We start from the raw sequence: 15422 nt of genomic DNA, 5'->3' as shown, positions 1-15422 counted from the left end.
TCGCCCCTGCGGGGCCGGCGTCAGCCGCCCTCCTCGGAGAAGTGCTGGTAGTCCGGGGGGCTCCAGCGGCCGCCCCAGTACCAGCCGATCTCCCGGAAGGCTCGGGTGACGACCCCGTCCGGGGTGATCATTCCGGGGCGGGGGCGGTCGCGGTCGAGGTAGGTGCGGCCGTTCGGGGGATGGCTGGTGCCGCGGACGTCGACGTACGGGTTCTCGACCGGGTTGATGTCGATGGCGTCGCCCCAGGAGTGGCGGGACAGCCGCCCCGGGTCTCCGGTGACCTGCCGGCAGTTGAAGGCGGAGGTGTTGTCGTCGGCCATCGCCGCGGCGTCGCTGCCGCCGTACTCGGCCATGACGCGCATGCGGCGGATCGGGAAGCGGGCGGCGAAGGCCTGGCCGAAGGCCCGCAGCACGGGGGCGACCGCGTCCTCGTGGACGACCAGCTCGCCGCTGTGCACCTTGCCGTCGAAGCCCCAGTGGTTCATCCGGACGAGGCGCAGCCGCTCGGGTGGCACGGGGCATCCGGGGCGGTGGGTGGCGCCCAGCTTCTCCGGGGGTACGGCTGTGACGTGCGCGGACAGGGTCTTCACCACCGGCTCGGGCGCGACCTGGACGTGCGGCTGGGACCTCGTCCCTGTGCATGACAATGCCGTCGCGCACAGGGTCCCGGTCAGGGCGACGCAGGCGAGGCGATGGCTCACCGTTCCACCGTAGGTTCGCCCGCCTCTCCGGGCATGCCGGAGGCCACGGCCCCGGGATCCGTGGGCGGGCGGGGGCGGGCCCGGGCGGCGAGTACGGCGACGTCGTCCTCGGCGTGCCGGGCGTCGAGGCCCGCCACGACGGCGTCCACCACCGCGTCCACCCCGGCCCCGACGGGGGGTCGCACTCCGACCAGCCGGGCCAGGGAGACGTCGATGTCCTCGCCGCGCCGTTCCACCAGCCCGTCGGGCCCGCCCGCGGGCCCGGTGGGCCTCCCGCCACGTTCCGGCAACGGACCTCCTCCTCACGGACCGCCGAAGCAGCCATTCCAGCAGGAGTACGGGGCGCGGGCACGCGCGCCGCGCCCCTCGGGTCTCCGGGCGCGCGCGGCGGGGCGGAAGGACGCCGTGGGCCGTTCCGTACGAGGATGGCCGACCGTGGCGCGCCGGGTCCCTCGAACATGTTCCCGAGGCCGTCAACTTCCCTTCACGTCAAGGGCCATGGCCTCCGGCTCCGATGCCCGCCGGTGCGGTCCGAGGGCGTATCGTGCCCGCATGCCCGCTGATCTGATCCGTATCGTCTCCCGCGATTCGCCGATGGCCCTGGCCCAGGTGGAGCGCGTCCGCGCCGAGCTCGCCGCACTCCACCCCGGGATCAGGACCACCGTCCTGCCGGTGAAGACCACCGGCGACAAGTGGATGGGGGACCTCTCACAGGTCGAGGGCAAGGGCGCCTTCACCAAGGAGGTCGACGCGGCGATCCTCGCGGGTGAGGCCGATCTCGCCGTCCACTGCGTCAAGGACGTCCCGGCCGACCGCCCGCTGCCCGCCGGTACCGTCTTCGCGGCGTTCCTGGAACGCGACGACATCCGTGACGCGCTGATCCACCCGGACGGGCTCACCCTCGACCGGCTCCCGCCCGGCACCCGCGTCGGGACCTCCTCCGTGCGCCGGATCGCCCAGCTCGCCGCCGCGTACCCGCAGGTGGAGTGCGTACCGATGCGCGGGAACGCCAATCGGCGCCTGGAGAAGCTCGCCGCCGGTGAGGCGGACGCGCTCCTCCTGGCCGTCGCCGGCCTCCACCGCATCGGCCGCGCGGACGTCATCACGCAGATCGTCCCGGTGGACACCCTCATGCCGCCGATCGGCGCCGGCGTCCTCGCGCTCCAGTGCCGGGAGGACGACACCGGGCTCATCGACACCGTCAGCGCCCTCGGCCACCCGGACACGCACCGCGAGACGGTCGCCGAGCGCATGCTCCTGCACGTCCTGCAAGGCCACTGCAACAGCCCGATCGCGGGGTACGCGCGGGCGGAACGCGGAGGGGATCTCTCCCTGCGCGCCTGTGTGTTCTCACCGGACGGCAAGGTGGTCCTGAACGCGCACGAGTGGGCGGGCCGCCTCGACCCGGCCACCCTCGGCACGTCCGTCGCCGTCGCTCTCCTCCGCCAGGGTGCCCGCGAGTTGATCGACAGCATTCCGCACTGACCCCACCCACTCCCATGCGGGTCGGCGCGTCCCGACGGCCCCGGCGCGGGCCGCCGGCCGTGCCCGGCCGGACTCGATGCTTCGCACTGCCCAGACCCCCGTCCGAGGCAGTGCGTTCACCGGGCCCGGCCGACATCACGCCGGGGCCGGCACCGAAGCGGCGAGCGCGAAATCGTCTCGGGTCATTTCCACGGGCACTCCTCGTGATACGGATCGGCGGCAGGCTCCCCGTAGGTCACATCGCTTTCGGGCGGCGGCACTTCGGTACGGCGCACCGGCCGACGGTCCGGCCGTCCGCACCCCGCGGGGACGATCACCACGCTAGGGCCGCACGAACCGCCGGCCCAGGGCAGCTCACGCCGGCCAGGGGACCGTCCGTGCCACGGGGGGACCGCACCCGCCGAGTTGGGGACATTCGACGCCAAGTCGGGCGGATGAGCGGGCATTTCCCGCTCGTCTATGCTCAGCCCCTGTGATCACGGAAGCACACCTGGGCACCACCTCCTCGGCCATCACCCGGCTGAGCGTCACCGCGGCGCGCCTGTTCGACGTACCCGCGCACGGGTACGCGCACCTGCTGGGCCTGGCGCCCGAGCATCTCCACGACGACCTGTGCCGGACGCCCGCGGCCACCGGCATCCGCATCGCGGAACTGACGACCGTGCGCGTTCCCTGGACCGATTTGGCGCTGCTGCTGGCCCAGCAGTCGGACGTCGGCACCCTCGGCGTCTGGGACTACCTGATCACCTCGGCGCCCACCCCGCTCGAAGGGATCCGGGACGCCGCCGCCTACCTCGCGGTCCTCGCCGACCCCCGCACCGACACCTTGCGCATCACCGAGGACGGCGAACAGATCGTCCTCACCCACGTCAACGAGGCGGACCGGAGCTACGAACCGGCCTGCGCCATCCGCGCCTTCGCGCTCGGCCTGTACCAGAGACGGCTCGGCGCGGCCGCGCGGCGCCGCCTCGTCCCCCTCCGGGTCACCCTGGCCGCGAGGACACCGCGCCGGCACGACGCCCTGATCGAGCTGTACGGCACCGCGAACATCGAGTTCGAGGCCCCGAGCAGCTCCCTCACCTTCCTCGCCTCCGACCTGACCGGACCCACACCGCACGCGCAGCCGGGGCTTTCGAACGTGCTGCGCAAACACGCCGATCAGACCCTCGCCGCCGCGATCCCCCTGCACAACTGGCTGGATCTCTTCCGCACCGCGCTGGCTTCCGTCCATGACGAGACCGTTCCCACGCTACCCGCGGTGGCACGGCGGATGGCCGTCAGCCCGCGGACCCTCCAGCGCCGCCTCGACGAGCACGACACCACGTGGAGCAACGAGATCGAGGCCGCGCGCCGGGACCACATCACCCGGCTGCTGCACAGCACGGACCTCAGCATCGACGCGATCGCCGCCCGCAGCGGGTACGCCGACGCGCGCGCCCTGCGCCGGGCCGTCCAGCGCTGGTACGGCACCACGCCCGCCGTCCTGCGCCGAACCGGTCGCGCGGACCCGGCCGGCGGGCCGGGGGAACAGCGGGGCGCCTGACGCGAAGACCTCACCGCCGGGTCCCGGCCGATGGCCACGGTGCCGGCGCGCAGTGGTGTGGGCCGGCGCTCGGGAACGTATAGCAACGGCGGCCGGGACCAGGGGATCCGGAACAGTGCGGGATGACAGGCGGGCTCGGCCGGGGTGGGGCCGGTCGAGCCGGAGGGGCGGCAGCATGCGGCCCGGACGACGCGCTGCCCGCTCGCCTGCGGGGCAGGGCCGTCGGCCGGCCCTACGGTAGGCGCCATGGCCCCTGACGAGACGCCCCCGGCCGGGTCCCCCGGCGGCGCCGCTCCCGGAGCGGACGACGAGCAGGCCTTCGATCGCGATCCGCGGTTCGCCGCCGCCCGGCTCAAGGAGCGGCTGTACGCCACCATCACCATGATCTCGGTGGTGATCGGGCTCGCGAGCTCCGAGCACATCAGCGCCACCGGAGCCGCCGCGACCGTGGTGACCGCAGCCGTGGGCCTCTGGCTGGCCGCACTGGTCGCGGACCAGCAGGCCCACCGGGTCGTCCACGGTCGGCTGGCGACCGGCCACGAGCTGCGCCGCATGTTGTCCGTCAGCAGCCCTCTGCTGCTGTCCGCCGCGGGACCGCTGGTCCTGATCGGCTCGGCGGCGCTGGGGCTGATGGAGGTGGACACCGCCCTGCTGCTCTCGGCCGGGGTGAGCGTCGCCGGGCTGTTCACCTGGGGCTGGTACGGCGGCGTCCGCATGGGGGGCGGCACGGGCCTGGCGCTGCTGGCGGGCACCCTGGACGCGGCCATCGGCACCGCGGTGGCCCTGGTCAAGGCCGCCGCGGGCCACTGATCCGGGCCGGTGAGCCCCGCCGTCGGGCCGCCCGACCGTCCCGCACCGCCGAGAGGACGCGGGAATCGCGGTCCCGCCGTAGCGTGGAAGCATCAGAGGCACTCCGCGGTGAGGGGCGATGCGCCATGACCTGGGCTTCGTGGACGACGACAGGAGTCTTCGCCGGACGCGGCGGAGTACGCACCGACGAGGCGGGTGTCCTCAGCGGGGACCTGACCGTGCACACCACCTGGTCGAGTCCGGAGGCCCAGGTGGCGGTGCAGTACACGGGCGGCTCGGACTGGTTCACGGTGACCGGCAGCCCGGTGCGCTGCGAATCGGAGGAGTTCAGCCGCATGCTGCACCAGGCCGTGGTGGACGCCGTACGCGCCGACGGGGCGGCCACGGTCCCGCAGGACCTGCCCCAGGACGCCCCGCGGATTCCACGCACGCCGGCCACCTGATCGGCTTCCCGCAGGGCCGATCAGCGGGGCAGACGCCGCCGGGTTGCGGGATTCGGCGAGCGGGCCTACAGCCCGACCACCCCGTCGAGCAGGGCCGACGGGGTGGTGTGCGGAGCGGCTCGCTCCCTCAGGGCTCGACCGTGAGGATTCCGTACGCGACGAAGGTCGCCGCGGCGGCCACCAGCAGCGCGAGGCGCCCGGCCGCGAGCCACAGCGCGAGGGCGCGGGCCCGGCCGCCCCGGGCCCGCGACAGCAAGGTCGCGGTCCCGATCAGGGAGGCGATCAGGGCGAAAGCGGTCGCGAAGACGGCGAGGGCCGTGGGCGAGGTGGGACCGGTGGTAGGGCCGTAGTCCTCCGTGATCCCAGGCAGCAGGAGGCCGACGCCGCACAGCACGAGGGACGCGAGAGCGGTGGCCAGGACGTCGAAGACGAGGGTGAGGGCCCAGCCGACGGGCAGCACCGCACTCGGGCGCGGTCTGCGGGTTACTGGCATGTGCTGCTCCACGAGGTGCCCGGATGGCCACTCTCGGCCGTCCGGCCGAAAACGGCTGGTACGCATCACAACCTAGCGGTCGGGGGCTCCGAACCACACGGGCACCCGATCGAGCAGATCCCGCTGGTCGGCGCCGACCCAGGCGACATGCCCGTCAGGGCGCAGCAGCACCGCGGGCACGTCCACGTCGTCGCTGTCGTCGACGACATGGTCGATGCGGTCGGCCCAGCCCGTCACCGAGAGCCGACCGGTCCGGTCCAACAGGAGTCCGCGGCCCTCGCGCGTCAACTCGTAGAGACTCCTCCCCCGCTTCAGCGTGATGTCCCGCATCCGCCGGCCGAGCAGTTCGTGGCCCTCGCCGAGGTCGTAGCGGATCCCGATGGCGGTGATCTTCTCGATCAGGTGCCGGTTGACGTTCTCGAACTCCATCAGCTCGGACAGCAGCCGGCGCACCGCCCTTGCCCCGGGTTCCGTGGACATCAGCTCCATCTGCGCGCGGGTGTTGTCGAGTACCTCGGCGGCCACCGGGTGGCGTTCGGCCTCGTAGGTGTCCAGCAGGCCTTCCGGCGCCCAGCCGGCCACCTCGGCGGCCAGTTTCCAGCCGAGGTTGAAGGCGTCCTGGATACCGAGGTTGAGGCCTTGGCCACCGGTGGGCGGGTGGATGTGCGCCGCGTCGCCGGCCAACAGCACCCGGCCGACCCGGTAGCGCTCGGCCTGCCGGGTGGCATCGCCGAACCGCGAAAGCCGACGCGGTGAGTGGGCGCCGAAGTCGGTACCGCCGACGGCCCGCAGCCGCTGCTTGAACTCCTCGAAGGTCGGCGCGGCGGCCCGGTCCTCGGCCACGCCCTCGGCCGGTACGACGACGCGGTACACGCCGTTCCCGAGGGGCGCCGCGCCGAACCGCAGGTGCGTCTTGCGTACCTCGGCCATCACGGCGACCAGTGTGCCGGGCTCCGCGGTCAACTCCATCTCGCCGAGCAGCGTCTCGACCCGGGAGGGCTCGCCGGGGAAGCCGATGCCGAGCAGCTTGCGCACCGTGCTGCGGCCGCCGTCGCAGCCGACGAGGTGGCGCGAGCGCAGCCGCGCACCGTCTCCCAGCTCGACGCTCACCCCGTCCTCGTCCTGGCTCAGCCCGACCAGTTCGCGGCCGCGCCGGATCTCGGCACCGAGCTCGGTGGCGCGCTCGGACAGCAGGCGATCGGTGACCGGCTGGGGGATGCCGAGGACGTACGAGTGGGCGGTGTCCATCCCGTCGGGCCAGGACGTGCCGAGGCCGGCGAAGAAGCCGCCGACCTCGAAGCGCCGGCCGTGCTCGAGGAACCGCTCCAGCAGGCCGCGCTGGGCCATCACCTCGATGCTGCGCACGTGCAGGCCGAGCGCGCGGACGAACGGGGTCGGCTCCGTCTCCCTCTCCAGTACGAGCACGCGCACACCGTGCAACCTCAACTCGCAGGCCAGCATCAGACCGGTCGGCCCGCCGCCGACAACGATCACGTCGATCATCGCGATTCCCCCCTCAGCACGTCGCACGAAATCCGTATGCCGATGCAGGCGCACAGATTTCATGAATCCCGGATGTCGCTCTGCTCCGGGCTTCGGTGGGAGAGTCTGCGGGACGACGGGGTCCTTGCCGCAAGCCCCCCGTTGCGCTATATCTTGAGAGTGGCAAGGAGTGGTCCATCTCCTTGCCTTTTGTTTTGGTGCTCGCTGAGCTCGCTCTTCGTCTTCGGCGGTCTGCCGCTGGGTCGGGCGGGCCACGAGGGCGAACGGTGCCTCGAAGCTTGGACGCCGCACACCTCGACCGCGCTCCGCCCTGGACGTGGGTGCGCAGCGGCGGGGGCGACCGCCCTGTGGTCGCCCCCGCCTGTTCATCGCGGCTCAGAAGTCACGCGCCGTTCCCGCTCTCAGAACTGCAGCGCCCAGGAGTCGATCTTGCCGGTGTCGACATTGGCGTTGTCGTTCACGCGGAGCTTCCACACTCCGTTGGCCACCTCGGCGGAGGCGTTGACCGTGAAGGTCTTGATGATGTTGTCCGCGCTGCCGCCGCTGCGGTTGTGGAGGGTGTAGACGGTGCCGTCGGGCGCGACCAGGTCCACCTTGAGGTCGCCGATGTAGGTGTGCTTGATGTCGACGGCGACGGCCAGTGACGCCGGGGCGTTGCCGGCGACCCCGCCCACGGTGACGGGCGACTCGACGGTGGCGTTGTCGTTGATCGCGTAGTCGGCGGTGTTCTCGAACCGCTTGCCGGGCGGGACGGTACCGCCTTCACCGACGTTGAGGAGCAGGTTCGGCGATCCCGTGCCCGGGCTGGTCACCACGTTCGGGGTCGCGGCGCTCACCAGGCCGTCACGGACCTGGGCCGGGGTGCTCGCCGGGTTCTGCGCCAGGTACAGCGCGGCCGCGCCGACCACGTGCGGAGTGGCCATCGAGGTGCCGGAGATGGTGTTGGTGGCCGTGTCGCCGGTGCCCCACGATGAGGTGATGGACGAGCCCGGCGCGAAGATGTCCAGGACCGTGCCGTAGTTGGAGTAACTGGCCTTGGCGTCGGTGTTGGTGGTGGCGCCGACCGTGATGGCCTCGGCCACGCGCGCCGGGGACTTCGTCGACGCGTTGGTGGACTCGTTGCCCGCGGCGACGCCGTAGGTGATGCCGGAGGCGATGGAGTTGCGCACGGCGGTGTCGAGCGCGGAGTCCGCGCCGCCGCCGAGCGACATGTTGGCCACCGCCGGCTTCACCGCGTTGCGGGTCACCCAGTCGATGCCTGCGACGACCTGGGCCGTCGTGCCGCTGCCGTTGTTGTCGAGCACGCGGACGCCTACGATCTTGGCCTTCTTGGCCACGCCGTAGGCGCCGCCCGCGACGGTGCCGGCGACGTGTGTGCCGTGGCCGTGGCCGTCCTGGGCGGTGTTGTCGTTGTCGATGGCGTCGTAGCCGTAGGAGGCGCGGGTGCCGAAGTCCTGGTGGGTGATGCGGACACCGGTGTCGATGATGTAGGCGGTGACGCCCTCGCCGGCCTTGTCCGGGTAGGTGTAGCTCTGGTTGAGCGGGAGCGCACGCTGGTCGATGCGGTCCAGGCCCCAGGACGGCGGGTTGGGCTGGGTCGCGTCGACGGTGAAGACACGGTTCTGCACGACGGACTTGACCGCCGGGTCGGCGGCGAGCTTCTTCGCCTGCGCCTCGGAGACCTCGACGGAGTAGCCGTTGAGGGCGGCGCTGTACGTCTTGTCGATCTTCGCGCCGTACCGCTTGGCGACGGCCTTGCCGCTGTCCGCGGTGGAGCGGGCGGCGGAGTCCTTCAGGGTCACGATGTAGCTGCCGGAGACGGTCCCGGCGGCGCCGGCGTTCTCGATGACGCCCTGCGGGCCGTTGTCGGCCGCCGATGCGGGTAAGGCGGCGGCCGCGCCGAGCGCGAGGGCGACGACTGCGGTCGCGCTGATGCCGGCGAGCCTCCGGCGGGTGTGACGCATCACGGACATGTGGGGGGTCCTCCTCTGGGTGGGCACTGCGGGCGGAGCGGCAGCCTTACGGCCACGGACATCGCCATGACTATGGGCATGGTCATGACAATGCGAAGCTCGACGGGCTGTCCTACGAAAGGTTGACCCACCCCTCTCTCACCCACAAGAGGCCCACGGACGCGTAACATCCCTGCCATGTCACGGTCATGATTGAGCAAAGGTGCTCCGCACATGACGTAGGCACGACCCGGTCGTGCGGGCCCCGAACAGCGCGCGCGTGCCGCCCCGCGGCCGGCTCGCCACCCCCGCCCGATGCACGGGTGATCCCGGGACCTCGATTTCCCGCCGCACCCGGACCGCTCGCCGGTATCCGGCCTCGGGGGTGAACGCGACGCCGCTCCACGGCCCGGACCGCCACGGCCTGCCATGTTCCCGACGCCCCTGCGTGCGGGGCCCTCGTCGACCGCGCCGCCGACCGAACGGGTTCAGGCCAAGCGGGACCCCCGGCGCCGCGGCCCCGCCGAGCGAGGGCCGGGAGCGCTGACGCCTGCGGATCCGGCCCTGCGGCGGCTCCGGAGCGGGTCCTGGCGGGCCGCGGCGAGCCGCCGGAACACCGGCGGCGGCGCGTACCGCGCGCCGGCCGCGCCGAGTTGTGAAATTTTCGTGCGCGCCGCCCTCGCCCGGCCCGAGTGGACGGGCCCCCTGGTGCCCCGTCGCCTCCCCCGGATGGGGGAGGCAGGTGCGACAGGCGGGGGATGCGGCCGCTCGGGTCGACCTTCGAGGATGGAATTCCTGCCGGCGGAAGGGGAGTTCAGGTGGATCGCTGGGATCGGGTCGGGCGACGAGCGGCCTACGGGGGCGCCTTGGCGCTGGTGCCGTACCTGCTGATCAAGGTGTCCTGGGTGGTGGGCTCGCTCATGGGGTTGCTGCCGGTCGGCCAAGGGTTCGGCACGGCGGAGTGGGTGGTGCTCAACGCCGTCACGGTCGGTATGGCCGCCATCGGAATCGCGTCGGCGCTCGCGCTGGTGCGGCCGTGGGGCATGCGGATACCGGCGGCGCCGGTCGTGTTCTGCGTATGGGTGGCGTCGGGGTTCCTCGTCTCGATCCTCCCGTTCGGCGTGTTGGGCGCGCTCCTGGACGCGGGCGGCGGCTCGCCCGGCGAGGCCGGGAATTCGGCAGGTCCTGCCGATCCGGCCGATCCGGCCATGCCGGTCTGGGAGGGCGTACTGGTCCAGTTCGGCTTTCTGGGGATGGGGCTGGGGCTGGCCCTCGCGGTCCCCGCGTACCTACGGCGGCGTTGGCCCGCGTCGTTCGCGGGGCGGGTCGGCGACGGCCCGCGCACGGCCCTGCCCTGGGCAGCCGTGGTCGGTGCGGCGGTCGGGCTGGCCTGGCTCTACTGGGCGGCCGGCGGCACGGCGGGGATCGCGCACCCGGCCGAACGGGTCACCGACTGGTACGTGCTGGGGGCGGTCTCCGGTTTCTGGGCGCTCGCCTGCTCCGCCGCCGTCGGGGTCATCACCCTGGCACGGCCCGCCCGGTTGCCCCGAACCGTGCCGCTGGTGTTCGGCTGGGTCGGATCGGGCTCGCTGTTCGCGTGGAGCGGCTGGAAGCTCCCGGTCACGCTGTACCTGGCCTTGGCCGACCCGGCCGGCGCACGCCCGCCCGAACACCCTGCCGTCGCGGTGGTACTGCACCTGTGCGCGGTGGTGGCGGGAGCGGCGATGCTCCGGACACTGGTGCGCTCGCACCGGCGGCAGGACGGCTCCTGCCCGCCTCCGGTCACGACAGTTCGAGTTCGGGAAGGGAGAGAGCTTCCGTGATCGCCCGCACGATCCGTTCCTCGAAGTCCTCCGTACCGTGTCGCGCGTCGGGGCCCACCAGGCCGGCCGCCACGAGCGCGGGCAACAACACGTCGGGATCCTCACCCACCCGGTCGCCCGGCGCCTCGAAGCTGAAGCCCGTGTGCAGGTGTCCGCCGCGGTAGTACGAGAACCAGGGGCCGTGTGCCTTCGCACTGCACGGTTCGGTGACGAACACGGCCAGTTCGCCGCCGGGCGGGCACACCTTCTCGTAGTCGGTGGGGTCGGTGTCGCCGGCATCCCAGCCGAGCATGTCGTGCATCATCACTCCCCAGTCGGCGCCCTTGCCGTAGGCGAGCGGCCGACGCCGCAGGCCGAGGAGTCCCCGCGTCAGCGTGTCCAGAGACATGCCCCGGAAGAAGACGACATTGGTCTCCTCGCCGTGCGGGAGTTGTCCGTGCAGCCGGCCGAGCGGCCCGTGAATCCAGTGCCTCATACCGGGCACGGTAGGGGACGGCACCGACATCGGACCGCCCCGTCCACCGACGGTCGACCTCCCCGTGACAGGACGGGGCCTCAAGGAACGTGGCTCACCGAACATGGCCTAGGGGGCGAGGTGCCACCACTGGTCGTCGTACTGCTCGCCGCAGGAGATCTGCGCCGCGGGCCGGCCCGCCCCGGGCCCCTGGACCAGCAGGCACCTGGCGGTGACGGCGTTGCGCAGTACGAAGTGGTCGGCCCGGTCACCGCTCCCCCACAGCAGTTGCCAGTACTGCTCGTCGTGGTGGGCGGCGGCGCAGCCGAACTGCCGGACGGGGGCCAGGTTCTCCGTGCCGACCACGGCCAGGCACCGGCCGCTGTACGCGTTGCGCAGCGTGCGGGTGTCGCCGCCGCCGCCCCGCTGGGCGAGCGTCCAGGTCCGGTCGGCGTCGGCCGTGCAGGTGTCCTGCACCGCGACGACGTCGTCCTCGGTGCCCGACACCCGCAGGCACAAGCCGCTGTCGCGGTTGACCAGCCGCCCGGTCAGGGCCGACGGATCCGCCGTGCCCGGACGAGGAGCCGTGGCCGTGGCCGAGCTCCCTCCGGACGGGGCGCCCGCCCCGGAGTCCTGGCCGCTGCCGCCCACCCGGACGGCGATCACGGTGGCCACGCACACCAGGGCGACCGCGCAGGCCGACACGATGCCGACGCGGTGCTCGTGGACGTTGACCTGGAGGTTCCCGCTGCCGCGCTGTACTCCGGACGGGCCGTGGTAGGTATCACCGGGACGACCGTCCGCGGCGCCGCCGTCGCCCGTGTCGGGCCCCGTCGCGCTCACGGGCGGGAGTCGAACCGGTTCACCTGCACGTTGCCGTCCCCGGACTGCACCGCCGTCGGACCGAAGTAGGTGTTCCGAGTGGTTCCTCCGGCGTTCGGGCGCGCCGCCGCGGCAGCGGCCGCGGCGAGCAACGCCCTGAACTCCGCCGCGACCGCGGCCCGTTCCTCCGGGTCGAGCTGCTCCAGCAGGTCCTCGGTGCGCGTCCGCCAAGCGGCGCCGTGCCGGGCCCGCTCCTCGCCGCCGTTCACCGCGGGCTCGCCGCCCTCCGGCTCGTCTGCGTCCTGCCCGGCTGCCGTCAGCTCCGCCGCGGTGCGATCCAGACGTTCCAGTTGGACGGCCTCCTGCTGCCGGTCCCCACGGCCGAACACCCGGGCCAGCCGGTTCCGCATGACCTGCCAGGCGTCGGTTCCCGCCGCCTGCACGACACCCGACCCCACCGACGCGGCCAGCGCGACCATCGCCTCGTCCAGCATGAAGCTCCCCCTTCGCCGTCCCCGCGCAACAGCGTCAACGGTAGCCCCGCCGGACCAGGGGTCAACAGCGCCGCCGATACCGGTACACGTCGTGAAGCAGCAGTACCCGAGCCGCTGATGGGACGAGGACGACGACCCGATGGTCCGTCGTCAGGCCGTGCCCTCCCTCGGCCGCTGCGGGGTGCTGGCCACGCCCGTGGCGCGGCCGCTGAGTTCGGCGTCCAGGGTGCGCTGGGCCATGCTCATCGATGCGGCGTACTTCGGTTCGGACATGCGCCGCCAGGCCTCGTCCGGCGGGACCTCCTCGACCCGGCTCACCACCCACCAGATGTTGCCGAACGGGTCCTTCACCCGGCCCCCGCGATCCCCCCACGCGCTGTCGGATGCCTCGGTGACCACACGGGCTCCGTGGGCCACGGCGGCGGCCATCGCGGCGTCCGCGTCGCGCACGTAGATCCGGAGCATGGAGGGCGTGGCCGGCCAGTCGGGTCGCCGGTCGAAGGCCAGGACGACCGTGTCGCCGACCCGGATCTCGCCGTGGCCGATGCTGCCGTCCGCGACGGCGACCCGGGCGATCTCCTCGCCGTCGAACGCCGCGGTGATGAAGTCGAGCAGTGCGCCCGTGTCGTCGGTGACGACCCAGGGCGCGACGCTGGTGTACCCCTCGGGGGCGAAGTGGTCCATCGGCCTGCTCCTGTCCATGTCCGTTCTCCGGTTCCTGCCGCTCCTCGTGACATCACCACCGTAGGTGCGAACGAGGTCAGAACATGTCCTCGTTCGGGTGTCGATCCCCCACGGCGGTGCGGTCTGCCCGGCCGGGTGTGTCGGTGATGGCCGCGACGCGTTCCGTCCGGCACGGTGGGCGCGATCGGTGGCCGGCGCGCGGAGGCGTGCGACGGTCGCGCCGCGCGCGGGAGAGGTTCGCATGACCGAGAACGGCAGTTCCCCGACCAGCCGCCGTGCCCTCCTGCTCGCTGCCGGGTCGGTCGGGGTCGCGGCGCTGACGGCGGCCTGTTCCGGCCCGGCCGCCACCCGGGGGGCGGCGGGACAACCTTCTTCGGCACCGACCGCCGCTCCGTCGCCCGGTGGCAGCACCCCGGCCTGCGTTCTCGCCGTCAAGGCGGGCGCCGGCCCGTACTACCTCGACCTGGACCGGGTCCGCTCCGACATCACGGAGGGCCGCGAGGGGGTTCCGTTCCGGCTCGACCTCACCGTCGTACGGGTCTCCGACGGCTGCCGACCCGTCAAGGACGCGGCGGTCGACATCTGGCACGCCGACGCCTCGGGGGTCTACTCCACCGGTGGGGCCACGTTCCTGCGCGGTACGCAGGTCACGGACGGCGCCGGCCGCGGTACGTTCCGCACGATCGTGCCCGGCTGGTACGCCGGGCTGGCACCGCACATCCACTTCAAGGTGCGCCCCGACCGCCGCACCGAGACGACCTCGCAGTTCTTCTTCCCCGAGGACCTGCTGGTCCAGGTGTACGCCCGCCCGCCCTACACGGAGCGCCGCGCGCCGGCGCACCCCAACGCCCGAGACAGCCGCTACCGCGCCGCGGGCGCCGCGATGACGCTGGCCCTCGCCCCCGACGGGGTCGGCTACCGCGCCGCGTACACCGTCGGGATCGACTGAGCCCGACGCCCCTGGGCCCGGCGCCGGAACGGTATCCGTGCCCGGGTGTCAGAGGAGCGCGAGGCCCTCGATGAGTTCGGCTCCGGGGATCTGTCCGAACAGCTTCCCGGGGGCGATGAGCTTGCCGCGCCGGCGTCCGCTGCCGACGAGTACGTACGGCATGTCGGCGACGGCCGCGTCCACCAGGAGCGGCCAGTCGGCCGGCAGACCGAGCGGGGTGATGCCCCCGTACTCCATGCCCGTCAGCTCCACGGCCGTCTCCATCGGCGCGAAGGACACCTTGCGCGCGCCCAGGTGGCGCCGGACCGTGCCGTTGACGTCGACCCGGCCTGCGGAGGGCACGAGGCAGGCGGCGAGGGTGACCTCGCCGCCGCGCTTGGCGGCGACCACCACGCAGTTCGCCGACGTGTCGAGGAGTTCCGGTCCGTAGTGCGCGACGAAGGCGCCGGTGTCGGCGATCACGGGGTCGGTGTCCACGTAGACGATCTGGTCAGCGGGCACGTCCCCGGCCCAGGCACGGACCGCTTCGGCGACGGGCGGGGTGAGTTCCGCGAGGCAGTCGGGAGCCGGCACCGCGTTGTCGAAGGACCCGAGGGGAGCGCGCATGCCCGCACGCTAACACGGCCCGCGCACTCCCCCGGGGGCCGGAGGCCGTACCCGTCAACGGGTGAGCGGGGTCGCCAGTTCGGGGTAGTCGAGGACCAGTCCCCGCTCGTCGAACTCGATGTCGCTGTGGAAGTCGCCGGACGAGTAGCGGACCCGCGCGACGTTCCCGGCGGGCGCGAGGGGCGTGTACGTCTGGCGGTTCGCGCTGACCGCCAGATCGGGTACCGACACCCAGGCCATGAGGAAGTCGTGCGGTCCGCCGTCCGGCTTTCGGTGCAGGTCGTGGCGCAGGACGGGCATCGTGTTGGTGAGCGGGCACAGCCCCAGGTCGCAGTCGAGGGCGCCGTCGAGGTCGGGGCGGTGCGTCCCGTCCACGGTCCAGCGGCCCCCGTCGTTGCGGAGGTCGAGACTGCGGGTCGTCTCCCCCGCGACGCCCGAATCCGCGGTGTCCACGGTGACGTGCAGGCGCGAGGTCACGTAGTCCTCGCCGGTCTCCAGCGTGTACGTCACCCAGTACGGCTCGGGGACCAGAGCGACGGCCCGTCCGCGTGCGCCGAGCCGGCGACCCGTGAGCTCGGCCCAGGCGGTCGCGTACCCCTCGCTGGGGAGGACCTTCCAGGTCCGGGCGAGGCGATGGGTGATCACGGGCCGAGTCTAGGG

General features: G+C 72.9%; 16 protein-coding genes and 1 pseudogene. 6 read left to right on the top strand and 11 right to left on the bottom strand.

Features of this window, described 5'->3' with window-relative positions:
* Positions 1–20: 20 nt before the first annotated feature.
* Both ACWG52_RS37680 and ACWG52_RS37675 read right to left on the bottom strand, forming a co-directional pair.
* Positions 21–701, bottom strand: a complete 681-nt coding sequence (locus ACWG52_RS37680; protein WP_390137709.1) for a M15 family metallopeptidase — start codon at positions 699–701, stop codon at positions 21–23.
* A pseudogene (locus ACWG52_RS37675) lies at positions 698–946 on the bottom strand (PP2C family protein-serine/threonine phosphatase); the annotation flags it as partial. The pseudogene ACWG52_RS37675 and the gene ACWG52_RS37680, both read right to left, overlap by 4 nt.
* A gap of 307 nt (positions 947–1253) precedes the next feature.
* Here ACWG52_RS37675 and hemC point away from each other — a divergent pair.
* The 4 genes from hemC (at position 1254) to ACWG52_RS37655 (ending at position 4982) form a co-directional block, all read left to right on the top strand.
* Positions 1254–2186, top strand: a complete 933-nt coding sequence (gene hemC / locus ACWG52_RS37670) for a hydroxymethylbilane synthase (protein ID WP_386146140.1) — start codon at positions 1254–1256, stop codon at positions 2184–2186.
* Between the two features lie 472 nt (positions 2187–2658).
* Positions 2659–3729: a helix-turn-helix domain-containing protein gene (locus ACWG52_RS37665; RefSeq protein WP_389806297.1), complete on the top strand. Its 1071-nt coding sequence runs from the start codon at positions 2659–2661 to the stop codon at positions 3727–3729.
* Positions 3730–3975: 246 nt separating this feature from the next.
* A complete protein-coding gene (locus tag ACWG52_RS37660) occupies positions 3976–4539 on the top strand; it encodes a hypothetical protein (RefSeq protein WP_266356097.1) in 564 nt (187 codons plus the stop codon).
* A gap of 125 nt (positions 4540–4664) precedes the next feature.
* Positions 4665–4982, top strand: a complete 318-nt coding sequence (locus tag ACWG52_RS37655) for a hypothetical protein (RefSeq protein WP_389806299.1) — start codon at positions 4665–4667, stop codon at positions 4980–4982.
* A gap of 127 nt (positions 4983–5109) precedes the next feature.
* On the opposite strand, the gene ACWG52_RS37650 is transcribed toward ACWG52_RS37655, so the two are convergent.
* From ACWG52_RS37650 to ACWG52_RS37640, 3 genes are all read right to left on the bottom strand, one after another.
* Positions 5110–5475 (bottom strand): hypothetical protein, encoded by a 366-nt coding sequence (locus ACWG52_RS37650; protein ID WP_389806301.1) that lies wholly within the window; start codon positions 5473–5475, stop codon positions 5110–5112.
* Between the two features lie 72 nt (positions 5476–5547).
* Positions 5548–7347, bottom strand: a complete 1800-nt coding sequence (gene rox, locus ACWG52_RS37645; RefSeq protein WP_453127248.1) for a rifampin monooxygenase — start codon at positions 7345–7347, stop codon at positions 5548–5550.
* 32 nt (positions 7348–7379) lie between these two features.
* The gene (locus tag ACWG52_RS37640) at positions 7380–8951 is read right to left on the bottom strand and encodes a S8 family peptidase (protein WP_033224259.1); all 1572 of its coding nucleotides are present in this window, start codon (positions 8949–8951) and stop codon (positions 7380–7382) included.
* Between the two features lie 797 nt (positions 8952–9748).
* On the opposite strand from ACWG52_RS37640, the gene ACWG52_RS37635 reads away from it, so the two are divergent.
* Positions 9749–10753, top strand: a complete 1005-nt coding sequence (locus tag ACWG52_RS37635; RefSeq protein WP_453127247.1) for a hypothetical protein — start codon at positions 9749–9751, stop codon at positions 10751–10753.
* On the opposite strand, the gene ACWG52_RS37630 is transcribed toward ACWG52_RS37635, so the two are convergent.
* The 4 genes from ACWG52_RS37630 to ACWG52_RS37615 form a co-directional block, all read right to left on the bottom strand.
* Positions 10713–11228: a hypothetical protein gene (locus ACWG52_RS37630; protein WP_389806306.1), complete on the bottom strand. Its 516-nt coding sequence runs from the start codon at positions 11226–11228 to the stop codon at positions 10713–10715. The two genes, ACWG52_RS37635 and ACWG52_RS37630, sit on opposite strands and share 41 nt — an antisense overlap.
* Positions 11229–11336: 108 nt before the next feature.
* Positions 11337–12050, bottom strand: a complete 714-nt coding sequence (locus ACWG52_RS37625; RefSeq protein ID WP_389806308.1) for an RICIN domain-containing protein — start codon at positions 12048–12050, stop codon at positions 11337–11339.
* Positions 12047–12523, bottom strand: a complete 477-nt coding sequence (locus ACWG52_RS37620) for a hypothetical protein (RefSeq protein ID WP_389806310.1) — start codon at positions 12521–12523, stop codon at positions 12047–12049. The genes ACWG52_RS37625 and ACWG52_RS37620 overlap by 4 nt, the downstream gene beginning before the upstream one ends.
* 150 nt (positions 12524–12673) lie before the next feature.
* Positions 12674–13207: a VOC family protein gene (locus tag ACWG52_RS37615; protein ID WP_389806312.1), complete on the bottom strand. Its 534-nt coding sequence runs from the start codon at positions 13205–13207 to the stop codon at positions 12674–12676.
* A gap of 241 nt (positions 13208–13448) precedes the next feature.
* Here ACWG52_RS37615 and ACWG52_RS37610 point away from each other — a divergent pair, with 241 nt between their 5' ends.
* A complete protein-coding gene (locus tag ACWG52_RS37610) occupies positions 13449–14156 on the top strand; it encodes an intradiol ring-cleavage dioxygenase (RefSeq protein ID WP_390137723.1) in 708 nt (235 codons plus the stop codon).
* A 48-nt stretch (positions 14157–14204) separates the two neighbouring features.
* Here ACWG52_RS37610 and ACWG52_RS37605 read toward each other — a convergent pair whose 3' ends face one another.
* Together ACWG52_RS37605 and ACWG52_RS37600 are read right to left on the bottom strand one after the other, a co-directional pair.
* The gene (locus tag ACWG52_RS37605) at positions 14205–14762 is read right to left on the bottom strand and encodes a YbaK/EbsC family protein (RefSeq protein ID WP_390137725.1); all 558 of its coding nucleotides are present in this window, start codon (positions 14760–14762) and stop codon (positions 14205–14207) included.
* 54 nt (positions 14763–14816) lie between these two features.
* On the bottom strand, positions 14817–15407 hold the full coding sequence (locus tag ACWG52_RS37600; protein ID WP_390137728.1) for a putative glycolipid-binding domain-containing protein: 591 nt from the start codon (positions 15405–15407) through the stop codon (positions 14817–14819).
* Between the last annotated feature and the right edge of the window lie 15 nt (positions 15408–15422).

The sequence above is a fragment of the Streptomyces sp. CLCI03 genome, assembly GCF_053615355.1.
This window is presented reverse-complemented; position numbering and strand designations above follow the sequence as displayed.

Coding starts and splice junctions, on each gene's coding strand:
- hemC (WP_386146140.1), top strand. CDS start 1,254: ATGCCCGCTGATCTGATCCGTATCGTCTCCCGCGATTCGCCGATGGCC.
- ACWG52_RS37660 (WP_266356097.1), top strand. CDS start 3,976: ATGGCCCCTGACGAGACGCCCCCGGCCGGGTCCCCCGGCGGCGCCGCT.
- ACWG52_RS37655 (WP_389806299.1), top strand. CDS start 4,665: ATGACCTGGGCTTCGTGGACGACGACAGGAGTCTTCGCCGGACGCGGC.
- ACWG52_RS37650 (WP_389806301.1), bottom strand. CDS start 5,475: ATGCCAGTAACCCGCAGACCGCGCCCGAGTGCGGTGCTGCCCGTCGGC.
- rox (WP_453127248.1), bottom strand. CDS start 7,347: ATGAACAGGCGGGGGCGACCACAGGGCGGTCGCCCCCGCCGCTGCGCA.
- ACWG52_RS37640 (WP_033224259.1), bottom strand. CDS start 8,951: ATGTCCGTGATGCGTCACACCCGCCGGAGGCTCGCCGGCATCAGCGCG.
- ACWG52_RS37630 (WP_389806306.1), bottom strand. CDS start 11,228: ATGAGGCACTGGATTCACGGGCCGCTCGGCCGGCTGCACGGACAACTC.
- ACWG52_RS37620 (WP_389806310.1), bottom strand. CDS start 12,523: ATGCTGGACGAGGCGATGGTCGCGCTGGCCGCGTCGGTGGGGTCGGGT.
- ACWG52_RS37615 (WP_389806312.1), bottom strand. CDS start 13,207: ATGGACCACTTCGCCCCCGAGGGGTACACCAGCGTCGCGCCCTGGGTC.
- ACWG52_RS37610 (WP_390137723.1), top strand. CDS start 13,449: ATGACCGAGAACGGCAGTTCCCCGACCAGCCGCCGTGCCCTCCTGCTC.
- ACWG52_RS37605 (WP_390137725.1), bottom strand. CDS start 14,762: ATGCGCGCTCCCCTCGGGTCCTTCGACAACGCGGTGCCGGCTCCCGAC.